This is a genomic window from Brevibacterium yomogidense (genome assembly GCF_016107685.1).
GTDB lineage: Bacteria > Actinomycetota > Actinomycetes > Actinomycetales > Brevibacteriaceae > Brevibacterium > Brevibacterium yomogidense.
Genome location: NZ_JABASY010000001.1, coordinates 91715 through 114136, shown reverse-complemented (window position 1 = coordinate 114136; position 22422 = coordinate 91715). Strand labels below are relative to the sequence as shown.

Here is a 22422-nt window from a genome sequence, read left to right as displayed (position 1 = left end):
GGGGGCCGGCCTCAGGCCGGGTGCGGGTGCCCCTCTCACCCCACGGCGCCGCCGAAGAGGAGGCCCAGGAGGTAGGTGGCGGCGGCCGCGCCGAACCCGATGGCCAGCTGCCGCAGCGCGCGGGGGAGTGGGGCGCGGCCGGACAGCACGCCGACGATGCCACCGGTGATGAGGAGCGCGATGCCGACGAGTGCTGCTGCGACGACGACAGCGCCGGTGCCGGTCATGCCGAACGCGAAGGGCAGGATCGGGATGACTGCGCCCGAGGAGAAGAAGCAGAAGCTCGACACGGCGGCGCCCAGCCCGGTCCCGAGCTCCTCGTGCGCGTCGGCGCGACCGAAGTCGAACGACGTGTCACCGCGGTGCCCGCCCACGGGACGGCGCCGGACCGGGGACTGCGCGGCGCGGATCTGCGCCTCCGCCGCGGCCGTCGCCTGGTCGGGCTCCATCCCGCGCGCCCGGTAGACCAGCGCGAGTTCGTTCGCATCGAGGTCGAGGTGCGGGATCGCGTGGTTCGAATCGGGATCCGGGACCGAGGCCTCGAGCAGTTCGCGCTGCGACCGCACCGACACGTATTCCCCGGCTCCCATGGACAGGGCGCCCGCCAGGAGGCCCGACACACCGGTGAGGAGGACGGCGGCCGGTGCCATGCCCGCCGCGGCGACGCCGAGGACCAGGGCGAGGTTCGACACGAGCCCGTCGTTCGCACCGAACACGGCGGCGCGGAAGCTGCCGGACAGCCTCGCGCGGGACTGCTGTGCGAGAGCCCGGACGACCTCGGCGTGGATCGCCTCGTCCGCGGCCATGCGAGAGGTGGCCCAGCGGTCCGTCGCGTACGGGGACTGGGACTCCGACTGCTGTGCGAGCGCCAGCACGAACACGGAGCCGAACACGCGACCCAGGAATGCGAGGACGAGGGTCCCGAACGAGGGTCGGCGGCGGGGTTCCGCGTAGTCGCCCAGGAGGGTGATCCAGTGCTCCTGGTGACGTGCTTCCGCATTCGCCAGGGCCGTGAGGATCTCTGCCTCTTCACCCTCCCGCCGCTGCGCGAGGGTTCGGTAGAGGCGTTCCTCGAGCCGTTCGTTCGCCAGGTGCTTCTGCCAGCGGCGAACCAGGGCGCGGTCCGGGCCGGACAGTGTGTCCGAGACGGTGTAGATGGGGCTCGTCAACGGGTCGCGCTCCGAGTCCGGGGTGAGCTCCCGGCCGCTCGGTGCGGCGCTGTGCTCGTCCGGCTGGTGGTCCACCATGCGCGTGATGCTCCCTTCAGCGACCGTCGTGCGGCTGCTGTCTGTCGTATTGCTGCGCTCCGTGGGAGATTCTAGGAATCCCGCGCCGTGAATTCAACATTTGCGCAAGCGCTTGATCGACGGCGGGCTCGAAGGTGCAACGCATCTTGTGCGTCGTTACCGCTTCGTTACCCATTGTCGTGATCGTTCCGTTACTGTGTACTTCATGTGATTGCGGTCACAGGTCGCTGAGCGGATGTTCACCGCCACGCGTGACCACCAGAAGGAATTCGACGGACACGGCATCGGAAGGATGACCATGCAACCAGTACGGAAGAAGGCCGGGCGCGCTCTGCGCGGCACGGTGGGAGTCGCAGCCGCGGCCGCCCTCGGCCTGACCACGGTGGCGCCCGCGCTCGCCACAACGACGGCCCCGGACGGGCCGACCGAGCACACGGACATGGGTGTGACGGGAGCGGATGCGATGGCGCACCTGCAGGAGCTGTCCGACATCTCGGTGGCGAACGCCTCCGACGGCTACCGGGCGCTCGGCACCGACGGCTACGAGAAGGCATCGGAATACGTCGAGGGGGTCCTCGAGGCGACCGGCGCCTACGAGGTGACCCGCGACTACTTCGAGGTCGAGGACCAGAACTTCGGCGACGTGGCGTTCTCCGTGGGAGACACCGACTACGACGTGGAGACACTCGCGTACACGGAAGCGGCGGACCCGCCGCTGTCCGCCGCCGTCCTCGCACTGCCGGCCGACGACACCTACGGTGACAGCGCCGGGGGCGAACTGGGCTGCGCCGCGGGTGACTTCGTGGACGTCGCGGACAAGATCGTGCTCGTGCAGCGCGGCGAGTGCGCGTTCGGTGAGAAGACCGCCAACGCGACCGAGGCCGGCGCGGCCGGCGTCGTCATCTACAACAACGAAGAAGGGCCGGTCAACGGCACTCTCGGTGAGCGGATGGAAGGCAGCGCACCCACGCTCGGCCTCCAGCAGGCCGACGGCGAGGCGCTCCGGGACGCGATCCTCGAGGCGGCGGAGTCCGACCCGCCGGAGGAGCTCACCGGAGACCTCACGCTCGAGACCGAGTTCACGACGGTCGAGAGCTGGAGCGTCATCGCAGAGACGACCGCGGGCGACGCGGACAGCGTGCAGATGCTGGGCGCACACCTCGACAGCGTGGAGGAGGGCCCCGGAGCCAACGACAACGGGTCCGGCTCCGCCGCGCTGCTCGCGACCGCGGAGGCGCTCGCCGCACAGCCGACCGACGTCGACCACAAGATCCGCTTCGGCTTCTGGGGTGCTGAGGAGGTGGGACTCGTCGGCTCCACCAAGTACGTCGAGGGGCTGTCGGAGGGTGAGCTCGACCGCATCCAGTCCTACCTCAACTTCGACATGATCGGGTCCGAGAACTTCATCGTCGGCACGCTCGACTCCGACGGATCCGACGTCCCGGTGCCGCCGGACGTCAACGTTCCGGAAGGCTCCGCTGAGCTCGAGGCAATCTTCACCGATTACTTCGACGCGAACGAGCAGCCGCACGTCGGCACGGACTTCTCCGGCCGCTCCGACTACCAGGCGTTCATCGACAACGGCGTTCCCGCGTCCGGCCTGTTCTCCGGTGCCGACGACATCAAGACCGCGGAAGAGGTCGAGATGTTCGGCGGCGTGGAAGGCGTCCAGCACGACCGGAACTACCACTCGGTCGACGACACGATCGAGAACGTGTCGGAGGAGTCGGTCGACATCTTCGTCCCCGCGATCGCGTTCGCCGCACACACGCTGGCGTACGACCTGGTCGAGCCGACGGATCCGCCGACCGACGAGCCGACGGACGAGCCCACCGACGATCCGACGGATGACCCCTCGGACGATCCGACGGACCAGCCGTCCGACGACCCCGCCCTGTCGATCGCACCGGAGACCATCGGCGTCACCGACTTCGTCGACGCGGACAAGGGTGTCGAGCTCACGGTGACCGGCCTGGAGCCGGGTGACGACGTGGACTTCAGCGTCGCCCCCACCTCGGGCCAGAACACGGAGGAAGCGGTAATCTCCGCGCAGGCGAACGACGACGGTGTGGCCAGCACCAAGGTGTACGGCACGAACCCGACGGCAGCGTCGAACTACATCGGCGACTACTCCGTCGAGGTGGACGGCGTGGACTCCGCGGACGCGAACGCGGGGACCGAGCAGGCGGCGACCGATGCCTCGGCGGCGGACGACCTGAGCGGCTCGTTCTCCGTCGTCGCGGACGAGGACGCTCCCGGTGGCGGGGGCGACGACGACGGCAACGGCGATGACGACGACGGTGACGGCGGCGGCAAGCTGCCTCGCACCGGCGCGGACGCCTTGCCGCTCATCGCAGCCGCAGCGGCACTGGTCGTGGGTGGCGGTGCACTCGTCACGGTGACCCGCAACCGTCGCCGCAGCTGAACCGACCGGCGGGCGAATCGGCGGCCGCGGACGAGTCCGCGGTTGCCGACGAGCCAGCCGAACGGGTGAGTTCGCTTGGCGGGTGCGCTCGCTGAGTGGGCCCCGGAACCTCCTGTGGGAGGTTCCGGGGCCCACGGCGTTCCGCCCACGGACTGAGCGGTCGATTCTCGCGATGCAGATGGTCAACGCGGCGTGAGGGCGTGAGGGGGAACGATGGCGGGATGACTCCCAAGCGCCTGTTCTCCCTCTTCGCGATCGGCGAAGCGATCACCTGGGCCCTCCTGCTCGTCGGGATGTTCCTCAAATACGTCACGAAGACGACCGAGGTGATGGTGACGATCGGCGGTGGTGTCCACGGTTTCATGTTCATCGCGTTCTGCTTCGTCACGGTCTTCGTCGGCGTCTCCCAGAAGTGGGGCGCCAAGTGGATCCTGCTGGGCCTGGGCAGCGCGATCCCGCCGTTCTTCACGATCCCGTTCGAGGTCGCCGCGATCCGCAGGGGCAAGCTGGACGGCGCCTGGGAGCTCGGACCGAAGGGCCGCACGCCGGGCGGCGTCGTGGAGAAGGGGATCGCGTGGGCGATCACCCGCCCGGTTCTCACGCTGGTGGCGGGCCTGGCCGTCGTCGCCGTGATCTTCACGGTCATGGTGGTGGTCGGGCCCCCGTTCTGACGAGGCCGACCGTTCTGAGGGGGCCCCGGTCCGAGGGTCTCCCCTGTCTGACGGTCTCTCTGGTCTGGCGTGTTGTGAAGACGCGGGTTCCTGCAGTCTGATGCGGGGGTTTGCCTCAGGGTCCGTGGCGTGAGCGATCCGCCATACTGGATGTCCGGAGTGCCGCTACGCCCTCGAAGAGGACAGACATGTTCCAGATGAACCCGCTTGAGATCCTCACCCTCGTCCTGCTGCTGCTCGTCGTCGCGGGCTGCGTCCTCCTGGTCGGGGTCGCGTTGCGATGGTTGCGGAGGATCGGACTGCAACAGGAGCAGGCCGGAGTCGCGACCGCGCAGGCGGATCTCGCCAGAGCGCAGGCGGAGGCCGCTCGACGTGAGGCGCATGCACATGACGCGAAGGCTGAACGCGAAGCCGCTGACGCTCGACGCGCGGACGAGGACGCCGCCCTGCTGGCAGCGAAGACACGGCTGACAGACGTGTCGGTGCAGCATGTGGAAGCACGGATCCAGTGGGTGAAGGACGACGCGGAGCGGGTGCGAGCCGAAACCCAGCGCACTGCAGCTGATGAGGAGTGCTCACGCGCAGAAGCTCGTAGGGCGGAAGCAGAAACCAGCCGGGCGGAAGCGGAGGTGCTTCTGGCGGAGGCGGATGTACTGCGGGCGCAGGCAGAGACGCGGCAGGCTGACGCTGGAGCTCGGATCGCGGATGCTGAAGTGAGTGTGGCCGAGGCCGACGCCCGCTTGGCCGACGCGCAGGCCCACGCCGTTCGTGGCGGGATGGAAGGTGGAGACGCGTACGGGTCGGGGCTCTTCGTCGGACGGAATGGTTCCGGCTCTCCGGTGGATGGGAGCGGTGCCGGTCCGCTCGGCCCGGTGGGACGATTCCTGCCCGGGCATGGGATGGGCTCGGACTGGAACGATTCTCTTGCGGAACTCTCCGACGTCTTGGGCAACTGGGGTGGGAAGGCCGGACGGGGCACGTCCACAAGTGGGTTCCCGATCGACCCCCGCCTGCTGGATCTGCTGCCGGAGGACGCGAGGAAACTCCTGGGAGGTTTGAAGCGGCCCGAGGACGCGGAGGCGCTCTTCGAATGGTTGCGCGCTCGGTTCGGGGACCCTTCACGGAGGCGTCGCCGAGGCCCGGGTACTTCCCGCCGGCCTGCCGGCTTCCAGCCCGGCGACCCGGATTCGGACGTTGCTGGAGATGACAGCGCCGAGGCGGAAAACGGTGAGAGTGGTACTGGCGCCGACGGCGCACGGTACGAGAGCGGCGCCCCGGGGGACGAGGGTGGCCGAGGGTCAGCGGCTCCTCCCGCAGGACTGTGGGTCGAGGATGACGCGGAGGTCGGCAAGGCCAGCCACGCGGACCGATCAGATAAGTCGGGCGAGCCGGACAAACCGGGCAAACCGGGCGAGCCGGACAAGCTGGGGAGAGCGGACGGGCGAAGCGCGGACGGAGCGCGGTCTGCAGAGGATCGTGAGTCTGGCAGTGGGGCTGAGCAGGTGTCGGACGGTGGCCCCGAAGCGAATGCGGGGTCGTCGTGGAGTGGCCCGTGGACGGGCGGTCTCGACGTCGATGCGCTCATTGAAGAGGCACTCCGTGTGCGGCACTTGTACGAGCATGACCGACAGTCACGGCGCCGAAGGGGCGACTCCACTGGTGTCGGTGAGCCCGACGAGTCCCAGGTGACCTCGGAGAGCGGGCCATCTGCCGATTCGCAGGTCCCGTCTGAGGATGATCGATCTGCTGAATCGCAGGGAGTGCCGGAAGGCGAGCCGTCCGCTGACGCAGGAAGTGAGCAGCCGGGAGGTGAGAGCCCAGGGACGTCGACTCCCGCGGACGACGATCCCGATGACGCGCCAGACGGCTCGTCCGACGGAGACGACTGACATTTCTGAACGCCCGCGGTGACGCCATATGGAGCCGCCGGCATCAGGGCCACGGACATCGGGGCCAGGGGTAAACGGGCCGCTGACAGCCGGACTGCTGGCTCTTCACGGAACACAATTTTTGGTCGGTTGTGGAGAGCGCCCGACTCTGCCGTGGATTCCGCATGATCAGAAAGGTGGGGGTTCGGCGGAGTCGCCGCTCAGACCGAGCGTCTCCCAGCCTGCCGGCGGGGGAGCTGCGTTACTCGAAGACGCGGACGATCGGTCCGTCTCAGAACGAGGATGGTCAGCTCCGGGGAGGGCACTGTCCGTGCCGGGGCGGGGACGCTCAGTCTCGGGGAGGGCCCGGTCAGTCTCAGGGAGAGAACGGTCTGCCTGAGGGAGGGGCCGGTCTGTCTGGGAGAGGGATCGACCAGCCGTTGCAAAGAACCGGGAGAGGTCGAGGCGGGTCGGCTTCTTGGTCAGCATTGCCTCGTCGATCGTGATGGCCACGTGTCCAGCTCGGGACTCTTCGTAATCGTGGAGCTCCGTGGCAAAGAGTTCCAGCGCGAGCGAGGCCCTGGCCGAGTTCTTTCTCGCGTATTCGCGACCACGCACGTCGAACTCACCAGACTCCCACTCCCCTTGGGTGGGACGATTCGACGAGGTGCTGCGACCGAGCAGTTCTCTGTTCTCACGGTCCTGTGTCCTGCGAAAAGCCGGATGCGGGAAGATCGGGCAGTGCACGCTGTATGTGGTACCCCGGCCCAGGTCGAAGGTCTCCACCCGCATTGGAATGATCGTCTTCAACGGCACAGGCTCATCCTCAGAGGGAGTCCGTCCGGTGCAGACGTGTTCGCGCTTCCGCTGTTCTAACTGTGCTCGCTGAAGTGCCAGGAGACGCTCGTCCCGCATGACCCGTTCATCTCGTCGCAGAGCTTCGAGAGCTTTCCGGTCGACGTGTGCTTCTCGCTCCGCCAGCAGTTCGCGCTGCTGCTCCATCTGCGCTTCGAACCGTTTCCGTTCGTCTCTGAGCTCATCGCGCACAGTGACGCGCTGGGCCAGGCTCCGATCCCATGCTTCCTGCTGTGCGGTGAACTCCGCCCACAGGTTGGCGTAGACCGCATCCGCGGCTTTCTGCTGCGTCGCAGGGTCGAGCTCGACGCGCTCTGCGATGAGTCGGCGTGCGGCTGATCGCTCCGCTGATTCGCCGGGTGTGCACGCAGCGCTGAGGAGGCCACCATCGTCGATGCGGGGTGCCACCGTGGTGCTGGCGGTGCCGATCGGCATGAGCCATTCGATCTCATCAGCGGTTGTTCTGCGCATTCGGAGCTTTCCCTCTGTCTTGGCTTGGTGGTGCCGTTTGCACAGCGGGTGCAGGTTCGCGGGCTCTGTTCGGCCGCCCCGTTCCGGTTGGTGGTGGTTGAACGGGACACCGTGGTCGATTTCGCAGTGCAACGATGGCCGCCCGCAACCCGGCGCGGTGCATGTCTGCCACTTGCCTTGCACCGCTATGCGTGTGGCGCGGTCCGGTTCGTACTTCAATGCGACCTCGTCGAGCACCTGACCTGTCGCTGGGTCCGTGAGCATCCGATACCAGACTGTCGATTTCGACGCGATAATCCGAGCCATGTCTGCCGGTACGGGTGTACCTGCGATCGTGCCCGGACGGTCGTCCACTCCGAGCAGAGTGGTCATCGGGACTGTCACGACCACTGCTGCGTGCTTCCGCAGCACAGTGGCTTCGTCCGGGCAGGCGATCTCCACCCGGTAGCGAGTGGTCGTGCCTTCGCCTGTGTCGACCTCTTCCAATACGGTCTCCGTGCGGGGGCGTGCGCCGATGAGCACATCGAAGATCATCTGTTGCAGCATCCGCTCATCCGTCACCGAGAGGGAAGCCAGTGGTGGAAGTTCATCCGTCGCGGACATGGGCGTCGTCTCGTCAGTTGTTGTGGCGACTGTGCCGTCTGCGGGAGTGATGGTCTTCTCCACGGGCGTGAGTTCGAGGCTGTGGAGCTGGCCTTTCAGGGCCGCTCGTGCGATGGCTTCACCTTCGTTGCGGTGGGCGTGGATGAGAGGAGTGGGTCCTTTCATACAGAAGATGCTTTCGCCGCCGGGAAGGTCTTCGGTCCACGTTCTGCGGCCCCTGCGCACGCGCGCGGCGAGAATCGGCTTCTCCACGATGCTCGCGACGAATTCGCCGACTTTCCGCGTGAACTGGTGAAGTGAGAAGCGAGGATCCAGCCCTGTGATGTACTCATCGAGGGCGTGAAGGTGCCTCAGCGGCAACCACGCGAACTTCCGGATGACGGCTTCCCACCGGTTGAACCGCAGGCGCCCTTCCAGCAGAGCCCGCAGCAGCAGAGGGGTACCGATGTAGGCGGTCAGTGCGTGTCCGATCAGTCTCCGGGTGTTCCCCATGCGGGAGTCGACCCGCGCAGCGATCGCAGTCTCCTCCGCTGTGTCGAGGACATACTCCGCGCGGGTGCAGAAGGACGGCAGAGCCGAGTCACTGTATGAGGCATCCGTCGGCAAGGAAGTCCTAGAGAACGCTGTCGCCTCGCTAAGGTCGCCCGAGCCAGTAGTGGAAGTCGTGGCATCGCTTGCAGGGGCGGTTGAGGCGGGCAAGGCGGACTCGAAGAGCCGCGCGACTCGTTCACAGGAGACATCTGATGAGAGGGCGAGAGACAGTACTGCTGTAGCTGTGTGCACCAGTTCGACGGCGCGCAGCCGGTCCAGTGCGGTGCTGTGGGTTGCGAATCGTGCGACACGTGCTGAGACCGAGCCCGCAGACTCTGCTTCGTTGCAGAGAGTCGTGGAGAAGATCTCATCCCAATCCGGGAGGTCGGCATCGTGAAGGATCGGGTGGCCGTTGTGGATGACGTCGCGCAGAGCGTTCATGTGAGTAATGGGTTCCAGCGTGACCAGGCCGTCAGCGGCGTAAGCGCTGCTACCGGAAGGGCGGTCGCTTGCGGCGGGTGTGTCGTCTGGGAGCGGCTGGGACTGCTCCGTTGATCCAGTCATGCTGTTCGCCCCCTCCTCTGAAGTCGGCTCCTCTGTGAGCTGTGCGCGAACCATCCGAACGTCAGTTCTATTCTAGAATGGAACGAGTGTCGGTGCAAGGGGCTTAATCCGGAACTTCTCGCGCGAAGTGAAGGTGCGAGGAGTTCGTCGCAGGAGGCGGAGGTGCGGATGCGCGGGGGCGCGGGGGCGCGCAGAGGCATGTGGGTACGGCGGCGTGTGATCGGCGCGAGGGTGCGGGCAGCGCGGCGCTTTCCGGCACCGCGGCAAGCGCAGCATTGGGGGCAGCAGCAAGAGCATTGGGGGCAGCAGCAAGAGCAGAGTGCGGTAACGAAGGTAGTGGGGTCCGGGCGGGAGTCTGAGCGGAGGCCCTCACGGGGCTACCGCGGGGGCCCGCACGGGGCTATCGGGGGGGGCCCGCGGGGCTATCGCGGGGGCCCGCACTCGCCTACCGGCGTGGTCCGCGCTCCCGAACAGAGATTGGCTGCCGGAGCGGCGTGCGTCTCGAGCGGGACCCCGCTGCCTCAGTCCCGCTGCCTCAGTCCCGCGCTCCGCCCCGCACCCGGCCGCACCAGGTCAGCGGGGGATGTCGATGGTCTCCGTGGAGAACTTCGCGAGCTGGCCGGGGTCGACGGTGACGCCGAACCCGGGCCCCTTGGGCACCTCGACGGCGCCGTCGCGCTGGACGATCTCCTCGGTGATGTCCTCGTCGAAGAACCGCTTGGAGCCGGAGATGTCGCCGGGAAGGGTGAACCCGGGCAGGGTGGCGAGTGCAGCGTTCGCCGCGCGTCCCAGCCCCGTCTCGACCATCCCGCCGTGCCAGACGGCGACGCCGTGTGCGGACGCGAGGTCGTGGATCCTCTTCGCCTCGAGGAAGCCGCCCACCCGTCCGGGCTTGATGTTGATGACGGCGGCGGCGCCCAGGGAGATGGCGTCCGCAGCAGATTCCGCAGACACGATCGATTCGTCCAGGCACATGGGCGTCGACATGTGCTTCGCGAGTTCCCCGTGCTGGCGGATGTCGGCCTCGCCCAGCGGCTGCTCGATCAAGAGGAGTCCGTACTCGTCGAGCTTCTTGAGGTGTGCCGCGTCGGCCAGCGTGTATGCGGCGTTCGCGTCGACCTGGAAGAGGAATTCGTCCCCGTATTCCTTCCGGAGTGCGGCGACGGGTGCGATGTCCGCGCCGGGCTTGATCTTCAGCTTGATGCGCGCGTAGCCCTCGTCGAGGTAGCCGCCCACGGTCTCGAGCAGCTCGGGGACGGATCGCTGGATGCCGACGGAGACGCCCGACGGCACCGCATCGACGACGCCGCCCACGTACTCCTTGAGCGATTGGTTCCTGCTCTTGAGCTGCGCTTCGAGCACCGCCATCTCGAGTGCGGCCTTCGCCATGCGGTGGCCGATGATGGGGCGCAGGTGCCACGCGACGGTCTCCGCGGTGAGGTTCTCCACGTCGTACAGCAGAGGCGCCATCCAGTCGCGCGTCACCGCGATGCCGCCGTCCACGTACTCGTCGGAGTACAGCGGCGCGATCATCGCGACGGACTCGCCCCATCCCGTGACCGGTCCGCTGTCCGTATCGAGGGTCGCTTCGACGAGGTAGCAGTGCTTCTCCGTCTGCCGTGCGAACGAGGTCTCGAAAGGGGTGACCAGCGGGAGGGACACGCGGTGGAGGCGGAGCGATGTGAGCTGCATGACATCACACTAGCAAGGGGCTCTACTCGCCCGTCTGCCCGTCGATCGATTCCCGCAGGAGGTCGGCGTGGCCGACGTGGCGGCCGTACTCCTCGACGAGGTGGACGAGGATCCAGCGCAGGGACATCTGCTCGCCGCTGCCCCCGTCCTCGTGCGTCGTCGTCATGACGGCCTCGGCGCCGTGCTTCTCGACGAGGTCGCCGAGGACCCCTCGGGACCGCGCGACGCTCGCCTCCCACAGCCCCCACAGGTCCTCCGCGCCCGAGGCCGCGGCGAGGTGCCAGTCCCAGTCCGGGTCTGCGTCCCAGTCGGTCGAGGCCCATGGTTCGGGCATGTCCCGGCCCACGACGAGGCTGATCCAGAAGTCCTCGACGAACGACAGGTGGGCGAGCATGCCGCCCAGGGTCATGTCCGAAGGTGGCAGCATCGTCCGCAGCTGGTCGATGTCGAGTCCGCACGTCTTCCACGCGAGGGTCTGCCGGAGGAAGTCGATGTAGCCGACGACGGTGTCGTACTCGTTCGCGACGACGGGTGGGTCCGTGCGCTCGGTGTGGGCGGGCTCGGTGCGGGAGGGTTCGGTGTCGGTGCGCTCGGTGGGTGATCTCTCCGGAGCTTCTCTGCTGTCCGTGTCCATGCGGCAATCCTGTCAGGCCGATCCCTGTCGCGGTACCGTTCAAGACATGAAGGACGAGCCGCTCCGCGAACACCTGCCCAGTGATGCGCGTAAGACGATCTTCGACGAGGTCGTCGCGGGTCATCCTGTCGTGTGGTTCCCCGGGTCGATGGACTCCTCGGGTGTGCCGTCCACGGACTCAACGCTGACTCCTGCCCCGTCAAATGCCGAGGCCCCGGCCAGCACCCCCACCCCGTCAAATACCCCGGCCCCGTCCAGTGCTCCGGTTCCGCCGAGCGCTCCTCTCCAGCCCCTCGATCCGGCCCTCATCGACGCCGCCGAGGACCGCTTCCGCTGGTTCGCCCCGCTCTTCGAGGAGCTGTTCCCGGACACGCGCAGCACCGGCGGCATCATCGAGTCGCCGCTCGAGAAGGTCTCCGCGCTCGCCACAGCCCTCACGGACGAGTTCGGACAGCAGTTCCCCTCGAACCTCTGGGTGAAGAGGGACGACGCGCTGGCGGTGAGCGGCTCGGTGAAGTCTCGGGGAGGGATCCACGAGGTGCTCGAGGTCGCGCTGGGAGCGGCACGGGACCTCGGCGTCGACCTCAGCAGTGGTCCGCTGGTCTACCTCGATGACGAGGTGCGGGCGCAGCTCGCGGACCGGCGGATCGTCGTGGGGTCGACCGGGAACCTCGGCCTGTCGGTCGGGCTCATGGGCGCGGTGCTCGGATTCTCTGTCACCGTCCACATGTCGCACGACGCGAAGGCGTGGAAGAAGGCGATGCTGCGGGAATCCGGGGTCGAGGTCGTCGAGCACGACACTGATTTCACCAAGGCCGTCCACGCAGGCCGAGCCGCCGCAGACGCCGACCCGCACGCCCATTTCATCGACGACGAGAACTCGCAGAGCCTCTTCGCCGGCTACGCCGTTGCGGGAAGGAGGCTTGCCGGGCAGCTGGCGGCGGCCTCGGTCGTGGTCGACGACGACCATCCGCTCACGGTCTGCCTGCCGTGCGGGATCGGTGGCGCGCCCGGCGGGATCACCTACGGTCTCACCAGCGTGTTCGGCGACGCGGTGCGGTGCATCTTCGTCGAACCGGTGTCCATGCCGGCGTTCCTGCTGGGCAGGCTCACGGGGAAGGACGACGGGGTGGCGGTCGCGGATGTGGGCCTCGGCGCGCTCACGATCGCCGACGGACTGGCGGTGGGGCGGCCGTCCGGGTTCGTGGGGAAGGCCGTCGGCCATCTGGTGCGCGGCTACGCGACCGTCACCGACGACGACCTGGTGCGCACCCTCACCGTCGCCGAGGCCGCAGCCGGCCTCCGCCTGGAACCCTCCGCCTGCGCGGGGCTGAGAGCCGCAGGACAGGTGGCGGGCGTGCGGGGTGGGGTGTCCGGCACCCATATCGCCTGGCTCACCGGCGGGTCGCTCATGCCGGACGACGAGTACGCGCAGCTGTGGGAAGCGGGTCGGCGGCTGCTGCAGGGCGGCCTTCGGGGAGAGCTGCGGCAGGAGACGGCGGTATGACCTGCCGCGGTGAGTTCCCGTGACTGGCGACAGGGCGTTCAGCATGCTGCCGATCCGGCGGGTCGAGGAGCACCGGCTCGCACCGCTCGACCGGGGTATATGGCCAGGGACGCTCGCACCGGTGCGGCAGATGCTCGACGACGGGTGGGACCTCACAGCAGCGACAGTGCTCGTGGGCGACAACGGGGCGGGGAAGTCGACGCTCGTGGAAGCAGTCGCGGCGGCGTTCGGGCTCAACCCCGAAGGTGGTACGCACTCCGCCCTCCACGAGACTCGCCGCACTGAATCCGACCTCGACGACCACCTGCAGATCATCCGCGGCGCGGGCGCGTCCAAACGGGGCGTCTTCCTGCGGGCTGAGACGATGCACGGACACTTCAGCTACCTGGAGTCCCTGGGGCCCTGCGCCCTTCACGAGCGCAGTCACGGCGAAGCATTCCTCGACTACATCACCGACCGTGCGCGTATACGGGGCCTCTGGGTGCTGGATGAACCGGAATCGGCGCTGTCGTTCTCCGGCTGCCTCGCTCTCATCGGCATCCTGCAGGACCTCGTGGTGAGTGGGTCGCAGGTCGTCCTCTCCACCCACTCACCGGTGCTCGCAGCGCTGCCCGGTGCGCAGATCCACGAGGTCGGCGAGTGGGGGATGCGGCAGGTCGAATACGACGACCTCGACCTGGTGCGGAACTGGCGCCTGTTCCTCGACGACCCGCAGCGGTTCCTCCGCCACCTGGACTAGCACACCGGAGAGGCAGGCGTGCCGCTGGCGCGCATGAGGTGGGGGGCGAACGCGGCGGATGGGGGCCGTATTGCCACCGCCACCTACGGGAAACCTTGACCCCTACACAAAACTTCGCCAGCTACGCAGCTATAACTGCGTAGCTGGCAAAGTTTTGTGTAGGTGGTGGACGTGAGGGGGACGGGCGGGAGGGGGCGGCGCGGGAAGGGTGCTCCGCTCAGCCCTGAAGCTGGTCGGCCTCAGCCCTGCAGCTGGTCGGCGATGAGTGCGGCGAGCAGGGCGGTGCGCGGTGCGATGTGTGCGGACAGGGCGTGCTCGTGCTCCGCGTGCGCGCCGTCGCCCACTGCGCCCAGGCCGTCCAGGGTGGGGATGCCGTCACCGGCGGTGTAGTTGCCGTCGGACGCACCGCCCACTTCGACACCCGTGGGATCCGCGACACCGATTGCCTGGGCCAGCTCGCCCGCCCGCGCGAACAGCTGCTCGGACATCGCCCGCTCCATCGGCGGGCGGTTGATGCCGCCCTGCACCCCGAGCGTCGCGCCGTCGAGCACCGGTGTGAGCGCGCGGATGGCGTCGTCGACGCGCTGCAGCTCCTCCTGCGTCTTCGCCCGCACGTCGATGTCGAACCGGGCCAGCGCCGGGACGGTGTTCGTCGTCGTCCCACCGCTGAACACGGTGGGGGTGACGGTCGTCCCCTGAGCTGGGTCCGCGAGAGCGGCGACCGCCAGCATCTGGTGCGACAGCTCGAGCCCCGCGTTCACGCCCTTCTCCGGGTCGAGCCCCGCGTGCGAAGCCCGCCCGTGCAGAGCGATCGTGTACATCGACGTGCCCTTCCGGGCCAGCTTGAGCGAGCCCGCCTCACCTGCAGCGGCCTCCATGACGAACGCGGCACGCGCCTGCGCGGCCTCCTCCCGTAGGAGCGGGGCACCGGTGGCGGACCCGACCTCCTCGTCCCCGGTGACGACGATGCTGAGACCGTCGACGGCCTCGGGCCCGGCCTGGTCGATGAGCATCGCGGTGGCGTGCACTGACATGACCGCGCCAGTGAGCATGTCGAAGCTGCCCGGACCCCGCACCACGCCGTCCTCATGGGAGAACGGGATGCGCTCGAGCGTGCCGTGCGGCCACACCGTGTCCTGATGATTCACGAGGACGACCTTCGCGGGCCCCTGTCCGAATCGCAGGCGCAGGTGCGTGACGCCATCGACTGTGAGGACCTCCGGGGTCGCGCCCAGACGGTCGGCCATGAGGGCCGCGAAGTCCTGGGCGCCTCGGGCGACGGCATCGAGATCGGAGGACGGCGTCTCGAGCGAGATCGCACGCTCGATGTCCGCGAGCATCTGCGACAGGCGGGACTCCGCGGCTGGCAGGAGCGCGGCGTGGTCGGTGGCGGGGCGTGTTGGAGCCGACTGCGGGGGGCCGGGATGTGCGGAGCCGGACTGCGCAGCGGCCGGTCCAGCGGGGCTGGACTGTGCGGGGGTAGAGCCAGGGGTGGAAGCGGAAGACGTCATGGTTCCGAGTCTGCCATGACGCCGGGACACGGAGCGGGCGGAATCCGTCCTGGAACGGGACCGGCCCCATGAGATTCCCGAACCCGCACCCGCGCGAACCGTGGACCCACCCACATTATCCGAATGCCGAAACGGGAGACGAGACCGGTGTCCGTGTGCCAGTCTGTCCCCATGGGAGAAGCAGTCGGTTCCGTCCGATACACACCGCGCGAACGCACCCTGTATCGCCGCAAGCTCCAGGAGAACCTGGAGACCTTCGACACGTACTTGCAGAACGCGAGTTTCGAGTCGAAGGGGACGATCGGGCTCGAACTCGAGTTCAACCTCGTCGACGAGCACGGCGCGCCGGCGCTCAAGAACCTGGACGTCATGGAGACGCTCGACGACGGCGACTTCCAGTCGGAGATCGGGGCGTACAACGTCGAGGTGAACATGCCGATCTCTCGTGTGCGGGACGCGGGCCTCAAGCAGTTGGAGAAGGGGCTCGACGAACGGATCGCGAAGCTGCGGACGGCAGCGCGTGAGCACGGGGTCGACCCGGTCGCGATCGGCACGCTGCCCACGGTGACGACGGAGCTGCTCGAGGACGAGCGGTGGATCACCCCGGAGAACCGGTACCGTGCGCTGTCGACCGCCGTCGTCGAGGCCCGGGGCGAGTACGTCGGCATCGACCTGTCCCGCGAAGACCACTACGCACACGACTTCACGGACATCGCGCCGGAATCCACCTGCACGTCGATGCAGCTGCACCTCCAGGTCGCCCCCAACCGGTTCGCCGACGCCTGGAACGCGTCGCAGGCGATCGCTGGTGTGCAGATCGCGATGGCGGCGAACTCCCCGCTGTTCGTCGGCCACCGGCTGTGGCACGAATCGCGGCTGCCGGTCTTCGCACAGTCGATCGACACGCGCACCCCGGAGCTCGTCCATCAGGGCGTGCGTCCGCGCGTGTGGTTCGGCGAACGGTGGATCACCAGCGTGTTCGATCTCTTCGAGGAGAACGTCCAGTTCTTCCCGCCGCTGCTCCCGGAGACGCGGGAGGCGTCCGGCCGGCCGATCCTCACGGACAACGGGACCCCCTATCTCCATGAGCTGAACCTGCACAACGGCACGGTGTGGCGGTGGAACCGTCCGATCTACGCGCCGGGCAAGCGCAACGCGCACATCCGGATCGAGAACCGGATCCTGCCCGCAGGCCCCACGACCGTCGACATGATCGCGGACGCGGCGTTCTACTACGGCCTCATCGCCTTCCTCGTGCGTGAGAACCGTCCCGTGTGGTCGCGGATGACCTTCGCCGAGGCCGCGGAGAACTTCGAGAGCGGGGCACGCGACGGGATCGGCGCCCGCATGACGTGGCCGCGGCACGGGACGCTCGACGTGACGGAGCTCGTGCTGGAGACACTCGCGCCGCACGCCCGCGAGGGACTCGAGGAGCTCGAGGTCGACGACGACGTCATCGACGAGTACATCGGCATCTACGAGGCCCGCGCCCGCACCGGCCGCAACGGCGCGTGGTGGCAGCGGAAGGCCCTCGACGCGTTCGCGGGCCGTGCCCCCGTGGGGTCGGACGAGCGCAACGAGGCACTCCACAAGCTGGTCCGTCTCTACACGGAGAACCAGCAGACCGGGAAGCCGGTCCACACGTGGGAGCTGCCGGACGAGGAATGAGGGTCTGGCGACCTAGAGTGGGGCCATGGACCAGATGCAGACTTCACGCGTGACCACGACGACCTCCCTCCGCTCGACGCGGGTGAGACCGTTCGCGGTCATGGCCATCCTCAACCGCGTCTTCGAGATGCGTGCGAAGGGGCGCGACGTCATCTCGCTGTGCGTGGGAGAGCCGTCGCAGGGAGCACCCGCCGGTGTGCGTCGTCGAGCCGCGGAGGTCGTGCTCGACGGCACCGACCTGGGCTACTCGGAGATCTTCGGGATCGTGCCGCTGCGGGAGCGCATCGCGGAGCACTACAAGCGCTGGTACGGCGTAGACGTCCCGATCGAGCGCATCGCGGTGACGAACGGGTCGTCCGGCGCGTTCGACATGGTCTTCCTCGCAAGCTTCGACGCGGGCGACCGGGTCGCGCTCGCCACGCCCGGCTATCCCGCCTACTCGAACATCCTGCGCGCACAGGACGTCGACGTGGTGGAGCTGCCGTGCGGTCCGGACGTCCGCTACCAGCCCACCGTGGAGATGCTCGAGGCCGCCCACAGCCAGAGTCCGCTCAAGGGCCTCATGCTCGCGTCACCGGCGAACCCGACGGGCACGATGATCGACAAGCCGGAGCTCGCCGCCCTGTATGCGTGGTGCGAGACGAACGGGGTGCGGCTCATCTCCGACGAGATCTACCACGGGGTGACGTTCACGGATTCGCGGGGCACCTCGGCGCTGGAGTGCGGGGATTCTGCGGTCGTCATCTCGTCGTTCTCCAAATACTGGGGGATGACCGGGTGGCGCTTGGGCTGGGCGATCCTGCCCGAGGACCTCGTCTACCCCTGCGATGCGATCGCCGGCAATCTGTCGCTGTGTCCGCCGGTGCCGGCGCAGCACGCGTGCGTCGAGGCGTTCACGGAAGAGGCGTACGCGGAGTGCGACGCCGCAGTCGAAGGGTTCGAGACGGCGCGGCAGCACGTGCTGGACGCGGTGGACGACCTGGGCTGGAAGGACATGGCTCCGGCCGACGGCGCGTTCTACATGTACTTCCGCATCGACGACGTGCTGGGGCCGTTCGCGGACGCGTCGGAATGGTGCTCGGCACTGCTGGACATCGAGGGTGTCGCCCTGGCCCCCGGCATCGACTTCGACCCGATCAACGGCCACAACGCCGTCCGCCTGTCGCTGGCTGCAGGACCGGACAACATCGCCGAGGCGCTGGTCCGGATCCGCCGCTTCCAAGCCTCCCTGGCCGACTGAGCCGCAGCCCGAGGAGCGTCGGCAGGAAGGCGACCGGGGCCTCGGCGGCACTGTGCCCGAGACCGGGCGGCGTCTCGTGCCCGGCCCCCGACCGAAGCTGTCGATCGAACGTTCGGGCGGGCCCTGCATATACTCCGGAGTACGTGAGGCAACGGAGCGTCACGGGAAGAGGAGCGATGATGCAGCCAACTCTCTCGCAGGGCACCAGCACCGAGCAGTTCCAAGGACTGCGGGCGGCATTCGACGACAACCTCGAATCCGGGGAGGACCTCGGGGCGTCGCTGGTGGTCAACATCGACGGGGAGAACGTCGTCGACATCTGGGGCGGATACCGGGACGTCGAACGCACGCAGCCCTGGACCGACGACACGATCGTGAACGTGTGGTCGACGACGAAGACCGTCACCTACCTCGCCGCGCTCATGCTCATGGACGCGGGAGAGATCGACCCGTACGCGCCCGTAGCGACGTACTGGCCGGAGTTCGGGGCGAACGGCAAGGCCGACATCGACGTGCGGCACCTGCTCGCGCACACGTCGGGGGTGTCCGGCTGGGACAAGCCCGTCACGGTCGAGGACATGTACGACTGGGACAAGTCGACCTCGGCGCTGGCCGCGCAGGCGCCCTGGTGGGAGCCCGGTACCGAGGCTGGCTACCACGCACAGAACCAGGGGCACCTCATCGGTGAGGTGATCCGCAGGGTCACGGGCAGAACGCTCAAGCAGTTCGTCGACGACGAGATCGCGGGTCCGCTGGGCGCCGACTTCCAGATAGGTGCCCGCGAAGAGGACTGGGGACGGATCTCCGACGTCATCCCTCCACCGCCACTCGAAGCGGGATCCACCGGGCTGAGCTCCGACCACCCCATGATCCGGACGTTCACCGGGCCGATGGCCGACGCGAACGCTGCCAACACGGCGGACTGGCGACGGGCCGACATGGGCGCGCTCAACGGGCACGGCAACGCGCGGTCGGTGGCACGCATGCTGTCCGCGATCTCGCTGGGCGGTGAGGTGGACGGCGTCCGTCTGCTGTCGGAGAAGACTATCGACCTGGCGTTCGAGGAGCAGTCCAGCGGTGTCGACCTGGTGCTCAACATCCCCCTGCGGCGCGGCATGGGCTTCGGCCTGGCTGACCCCACGACGATGCCGTCGGTGCCCGAAGGCCGCATCGGCTACTGGGGCGGCTGGGGCGGATCCGTCATCGTCATGGACCGCGACCGCAGGGTCACGATCGCGTACATGATGAACAAGATGGGCCCGGGAGTCGTCGGCTCGGTCCGCAGCGACCAGTACCTCCGCGAGGCGTACAGGGCGCTCGACGCAGTCGACGGGTGAGGGCGTGGGGGGTGATTGAACTATCTTCCACGACGATGATTCGGCGCTCCGGCTTGAATGGCTTTGTGTGTCGACTGAAGACCCGGCCCAGCTAGGACTGTTTTGGCAGTCTTCTGCAGTGAGAATTAGGTGGCGGAGAACCATAGGGGCACTCGGGCTCCCGCGTGTTTCCTAAAAGGGTTTTTGTGCGCTTTAATGCTTATAGCCACTGGTGAGCAGTGTCACTATCAAGAGGAGCGCCGATGATGGTTGTGAAGGATCAGCTGGATCTCATTGCTCGAAAGCTCAAGAACACTCGCTCGAGCATCGCAACGGAAGAGGCAACGAAAACCACCCTCATCATGCCTTTCATCCGGGATGTTTTGGGCTTCGATGTGTTCGACGTCGAGGAAGTGATCCCGGAGTTCGTCGCGGATGTAGGGATCAAGAAGGGCGAAAAGATCGACTTCGCCATCGTCAATGATGGGGTAGTTGCGATGCTCATCGAGGCGAAAAAGGTGGGAGAACCCCTCAGTCTGGAAAACGCTTCGCAGCTGTACAGGTATTTCAACGTCACGTCGGCGCGGATCGCGATCCTGACGAATGGCGACGAGTACCGGTTCTACACCGACCTTGACGAGCCCAACCGGATGGATGAGCGTCCGTTCCTTGAGCTTCGCCTCGGAGACATTGATGCAGCGCTGATTCCGGAGATCGAGAAGCTCAGTAAGCGCCACTTTGATCTGGACTCGGTGCTGAATGCGGCCGAAGAGTTGAAGTATGTCTCTGCCGCAAAGAGAGTTTTCGCGAGCGAGTTCAAGGACCTGTCTCAGGACTTTGCGACCTTGGTGCTGAATCGCGTCTACCAGGGCCGGATTACACAGCGTGTGCGTGAGGATCTGACGCCGTTGGTCAGTAAGGGATTCCAGCAGTTCATCTCAGACCAAGTGAACAATCGGCTGAAAGCTGCGCTCGGGGACGAGGTAGAAGGTCAGAGTGAAGACGAGGCAGTGTCGGTTGCAGAACAGCAGGTCGAAATCGTAGAGGACGGTATCGAGACTACTGACGAAGAGGTGCAGGCGTTCCGCATCGTGCAGGCCATCGCTGCACAAGACGTTGATCCTGCTCGGATCGGGTATCGCGATGCTAAGTCGTACTGCCCCGTCTTGCTTGACGACAACAATCGGCAGACGATCTGCCGGCTGAGGTTTAACAACCTGAGCAGGCTACGACTCGGGCTTCTGGATGAAGACCGGGTAGAGGCGGTTTACGACCTCGGACGGGTTGAAGACATTTACAAGTACGCGGCGGAAATTCGCGAAGTGATGCGGAGGTTCCTCTGACGGCCGTCTTGGAAAACTGCTTTGTTGGCGGACCCCGCGCTCGGGCATGGGCAATTGGTCGTCGAGAGCTACGCCGGTCTCGGAATGGATAAGGCTCCAACGGAAGGTTGGCTCTTCAGTGATCATTCGCTAAGTTGAGTCTGGGTTCAAGTTTGAGCCCGCGACCAGCCTGTCGACGGACAGTGGTGTCCGGCGGCGGTGATTCGGATAGCAAGGACAAAGGTGTCTGACTATGAAGAGACTGAGGGTGCCACTGGTGCTCATGTCGACCGCGGCCCTCGTGCTGAGCGGATGCGCCGGCGCCGCCGGCGGCAGTGGATCGGAGTCCGGAAGCGGAGACGGGTACGCGTACGGAGCTTCGCAGGAAGAGGTCGACGAAGTGCTCGCAGACCTGGAGCCGGTCACGCTGAAGTATCAGCCGCCGGCGTCCTCGCCGAACTCGATCATGGCTCCGGCCGCCCACGCCTACCAGGAGTACATCGAAGAGCGCTCCGGCGGAAAGATCACCCTCGATGTCATCTGGGGGCAGGCGATCGCCGGATATGGCGAGATCGATGACGCTCTGGCTGATGGCCGTCTCGATCTGGCGTACAACCTGCCGATCTACAATCCGAGCGAGTACCCGACCTTTGACGCCGCCGCGACGTCTCTGTCCGGTCTGCCGATCTCACCGGTCGTGGGCGAAGCGGTCTACAACGCGGTGTCGGCAGATATCGGCTGGCAGTCCGAAGGGCTGCTGGACGAGTACGAAGCGCAGGGCGTTGTGCCGCTCACTCCCATCGTCGCCTCGGGCGGCTACTACTCCGTGTGCACCGATCGCGGGTCGGAACCCGATGACTGGTCGGGTCGCCAGATCCGGGTGGCGAGCACCTCGCACCTGGGGGTCGTCGAAGCGCTCGGCGCCTCCCCGGTGTCGATGGAGTACGTCGAGGTGTTCGAAGCGCTGCAGCGCGGGACGGTCAACTGCACCTTCGCGCAGCTGCTTCCGTCCGCAGAGAGCGGGATTCTCGAAGTTGCTCCACACATCAGCTATAGCAGTGACGACTTCAGCATGTCTTCACGTGCGGTCGGCGCAGAACTGGCGGGCTCGAGCTTCAAGGAACTGCCCTTGGCGTATCAGCAGATCATCTTCGATGCGGCGTCGGCGACGTTCGGCGGGATCGTCGGCATTGTGGCGGACGGGAACACGGAGAGCGTGCGTCAGGCGAAAGAGGCCGGCGGCACGGTCGAACCGTTCGATCCCGCAACAGAGGAGATCATCGGCGAGACCCAGTCCGAACAGGTCGAGGAAGTCAAGGAGAAGGGACTGCTGGGTGACGATATCGACGCTCGCATCCAGGAGTCGTCGCTGAAGTGGAGCGGCGTGGCGGAAGAGTTGGGGCTGGAAGACACCGGGTCTTTCGAAGACCTCGATGAGTGGTGGGAGGAAGGGGAGATGGACTTCACCCCGATGGGCGAACAGCTCTTCGAGGAAGTCTTCGCTCCACATCGCCCTCAGTGAGAGATGAAAGCCGGCGGTGAGAGCCGTCACTCAGTT

15 protein-coding genes are annotated in these 22422 nt (G+C 67.0%); 10 read left to right on the top strand and 5 right to left on the bottom strand.

Features of this window, described 5'->3' with window-relative positions; genetic code table 11:
* Positions 1-35 precede the first annotated feature (35 nt).
* Positions 36-1247 (bottom strand): VIT1/CCC1 transporter family protein, encoded by a 1212-nt coding sequence (locus JFC09_RS00455; protein WP_198392025.1) that lies wholly within the window; start codon positions 1245-1247, stop codon positions 36-38.
* A 298-nt stretch (positions 1248-1545) separates the two neighbouring features.
* Here JFC09_RS00455 and JFC09_RS00450 point away from each other — a divergent pair, with 298 nt between their 5' ends.
* The 3 genes from JFC09_RS00450 (at position 1546) to JFC09_RS00440 (ending at position 6232) form a co-directional block, all read left to right on the top strand.
* Positions 1546-3672, top strand: a complete 2127-nt coding sequence (locus JFC09_RS00450; RefSeq protein WP_232482993.1) for a M20/M25/M40 family metallo-hydrolase — start codon at positions 1546-1548, stop codon at positions 3670-3672.
* A 221-nt stretch (positions 3673-3893) separates the two neighbouring features.
* Entirely contained in the window at positions 3894-4343 is a 450-nt protein-coding gene (locus JFC09_RS00445; RefSeq protein ID WP_198392023.1) for a DUF3817 domain-containing protein, read from the top strand.
* Between the two features lie 188 nt (positions 4344-4531).
* A complete protein-coding gene (locus JFC09_RS00440) occupies positions 4532-6232 on the top strand; it encodes a hypothetical protein (RefSeq protein WP_198392022.1) in 1701 nt (566 codons plus the stop codon).
* Positions 6233-6400: 168 nt separating this feature from the next.
* On the opposite strand, the gene JFC09_RS00435 is transcribed toward JFC09_RS00440, so the two are convergent.
* From JFC09_RS00435 to JFC09_RS00425, 3 genes are all read right to left on the bottom strand, one after another.
* Complete coding sequence (locus JFC09_RS00435; RefSeq protein ID WP_198392021.1) at positions 6401-8746, bottom strand: HNH endonuclease signature motif containing protein; 2346 nt, start codon at positions 8744-8746, stop codon at positions 6401-6403.
* A 1062-nt stretch (positions 8747-9808) separates the two neighbouring features.
* Positions 9809-10927, bottom strand: a complete 1119-nt coding sequence (gene menC / locus JFC09_RS00430; protein WP_198392020.1) for an o-succinylbenzoate synthase — start codon at positions 10925-10927, stop codon at positions 9809-9811.
* A 22-nt stretch (positions 10928-10949) separates the two neighbouring features.
* Positions 10950-11561: a mycothiol transferase gene (locus JFC09_RS00425; protein ID WP_198392019.1), complete on the bottom strand. Its 612-nt coding sequence runs from the start codon at positions 11559-11561 to the stop codon at positions 10950-10952.
* A 46-nt stretch (positions 11562-11607) separates the two neighbouring features.
* Here JFC09_RS00425 and JFC09_RS00420 point away from each other — a divergent pair, with 46 nt between their 5' ends.
* Positions 11608-13068, top strand: coding sequence for a D-serine ammonia-lyase (locus JFC09_RS00420; RefSeq protein WP_198392018.1), 1461 nt, complete (start codon positions 11608-11610; stop codon positions 13066-13068).
* Between the two features lie 43 nt (positions 13069-13111).
* Entirely contained in the window at positions 13112-13807 is a 696-nt protein-coding gene (locus tag JFC09_RS00415) for an AAA family ATPase (RefSeq protein WP_198392734.1), read from the top strand.
* Positions 13808-14046: 239 nt separating this feature from the next.
* On the opposite strand, the gene JFC09_RS00410 is transcribed toward JFC09_RS00415, so the two are convergent.
* Positions 14047-15318: a M20/M25/M40 family metallo-hydrolase gene (locus JFC09_RS00410; RefSeq protein WP_198392017.1), complete on the bottom strand. Its 1272-nt coding sequence runs from the start codon at positions 15316-15318 to the stop codon at positions 14047-14049.
* Between the two features lie 171 nt (positions 15319-15489).
* On the opposite strand from JFC09_RS00410, the gene JFC09_RS00405 reads away from it, so the two are divergent.
* The 5 genes from JFC09_RS00405 to dctP all read left to right on the top strand — a co-directional run bounded on the left by JFC09_RS00405 (position 15490) and on the right by dctP (position 22386).
* On the top strand, positions 15490-16986 hold the full coding sequence (locus tag JFC09_RS00405) for a glutamate-cysteine ligase family protein (protein WP_198392016.1): 1497 nt from the start codon (positions 15490-15492) through the stop codon (positions 16984-16986).
* Between the two features lie 34 nt (positions 16987-17020).
* Positions 17021-18226, top strand: a complete 1206-nt coding sequence (locus tag JFC09_RS00400) for a pyridoxal phosphate-dependent aminotransferase (RefSeq protein WP_198392733.1) — start codon at positions 17021-17023, stop codon at positions 18224-18226.
* Between the two features lie 176 nt (positions 18227-18402).
* Entirely contained in the window at positions 18403-19563 is a 1161-nt protein-coding gene (locus JFC09_RS00395) for a serine hydrolase domain-containing protein (RefSeq protein WP_232482991.1), read from the top strand.
* Between the two features lie 242 nt (positions 19564-19805).
* Positions 19806-20885, top strand: coding sequence for a type I restriction endonuclease (locus JFC09_RS00390; RefSeq protein WP_332839594.1), 1080 nt, complete (start codon positions 19806-19808; stop codon positions 20883-20885).
* Between the two features lie 232 nt (positions 20886-21117).
* On the top strand, positions 21118-22386 hold the full coding sequence (dctP, locus tag JFC09_RS00385) for a TRAP transporter substrate-binding protein DctP (RefSeq protein WP_198392015.1): 1269 nt from the start codon (positions 21118-21120) through the stop codon (positions 22384-22386).
* Positions 22387-22422: the final 36 nt, after the last annotated feature.

Bases quoted from the DNA above. Each gene is read 5' to 3' on its own strand.
- JFC09_RS00455 (WP_198392025.1), bottom strand. From the start codon at position 1,247: ATGGTGGACCACCAGCCGGACGAGCACAGCGCCGCACCGAGCGGCCGG.
- JFC09_RS00450 (WP_232482993.1), top strand. From the start codon at position 1,546: ATGCAACCAGTACGGAAGAAGGCCGGGCGCGCTCTGCGCGGCACGGTG.
- JFC09_RS00395 (WP_232482991.1), top strand. From the start codon at position 18,403: ATGATGCAGCCAACTCTCTCGCAGGGCACCAGCACCGAGCAGTTCCAA.
- JFC09_RS00420 (WP_198392018.1), top strand. From the start codon at position 11,608: ATGAAGGACGAGCCGCTCCGCGAACACCTGCCCAGTGATGCGCGTAAG.
- JFC09_RS00405 (WP_198392016.1), top strand. From the start codon at position 15,490: ATGGGAGAAGCAGTCGGTTCCGTCCGATACACACCGCGCGAACGCACC.
- menC (WP_198392020.1), bottom strand. From the start codon at position 10,927: ATGCAGCTCACATCGCTCCGCCTCCACCGCGTGTCCCTCCCGCTGGTC.
- JFC09_RS00415 (WP_198392734.1), top strand. From the start codon at position 13,112: ATGCTGCCGATCCGGCGGGTCGAGGAGCACCGGCTCGCACCGCTCGAC.
- JFC09_RS00390 (WP_332839594.1), top strand. From the start codon at position 19,806: ATGATGGTTGTGAAGGATCAGCTGGATCTCATTGCTCGAAAGCTCAAG.
- JFC09_RS00400 (WP_198392733.1), top strand. From the start codon at position 17,021: ATGCAGACTTCACGCGTGACCACGACGACCTCCCTCCGCTCGACGCGG.
- dctP (WP_198392015.1), top strand. From the start codon at position 21,118: ATGAAGAGACTGAGGGTGCCACTGGTGCTCATGTCGACCGCGGCCCTC.
- JFC09_RS00425 (WP_198392019.1), bottom strand. From the start codon at position 11,561: ATGGACACGGACAGCAGAGAAGCTCCGGAGAGATCACCCACCGAGCGC.
- JFC09_RS00440 (WP_198392022.1), top strand. From the start codon at position 4,532: ATGTTCCAGATGAACCCGCTTGAGATCCTCACCCTCGTCCTGCTGCTG.
- JFC09_RS00445 (WP_198392023.1), top strand. From the start codon at position 3,894: ATGACTCCCAAGCGCCTGTTCTCCCTCTTCGCGATCGGCGAAGCGATC.
- JFC09_RS00410 (WP_198392017.1), bottom strand. From the start codon at position 15,318: ATGACGTCTTCCGCTTCCACCCCTGGCTCTACCCCCGCACAGTCCAGC.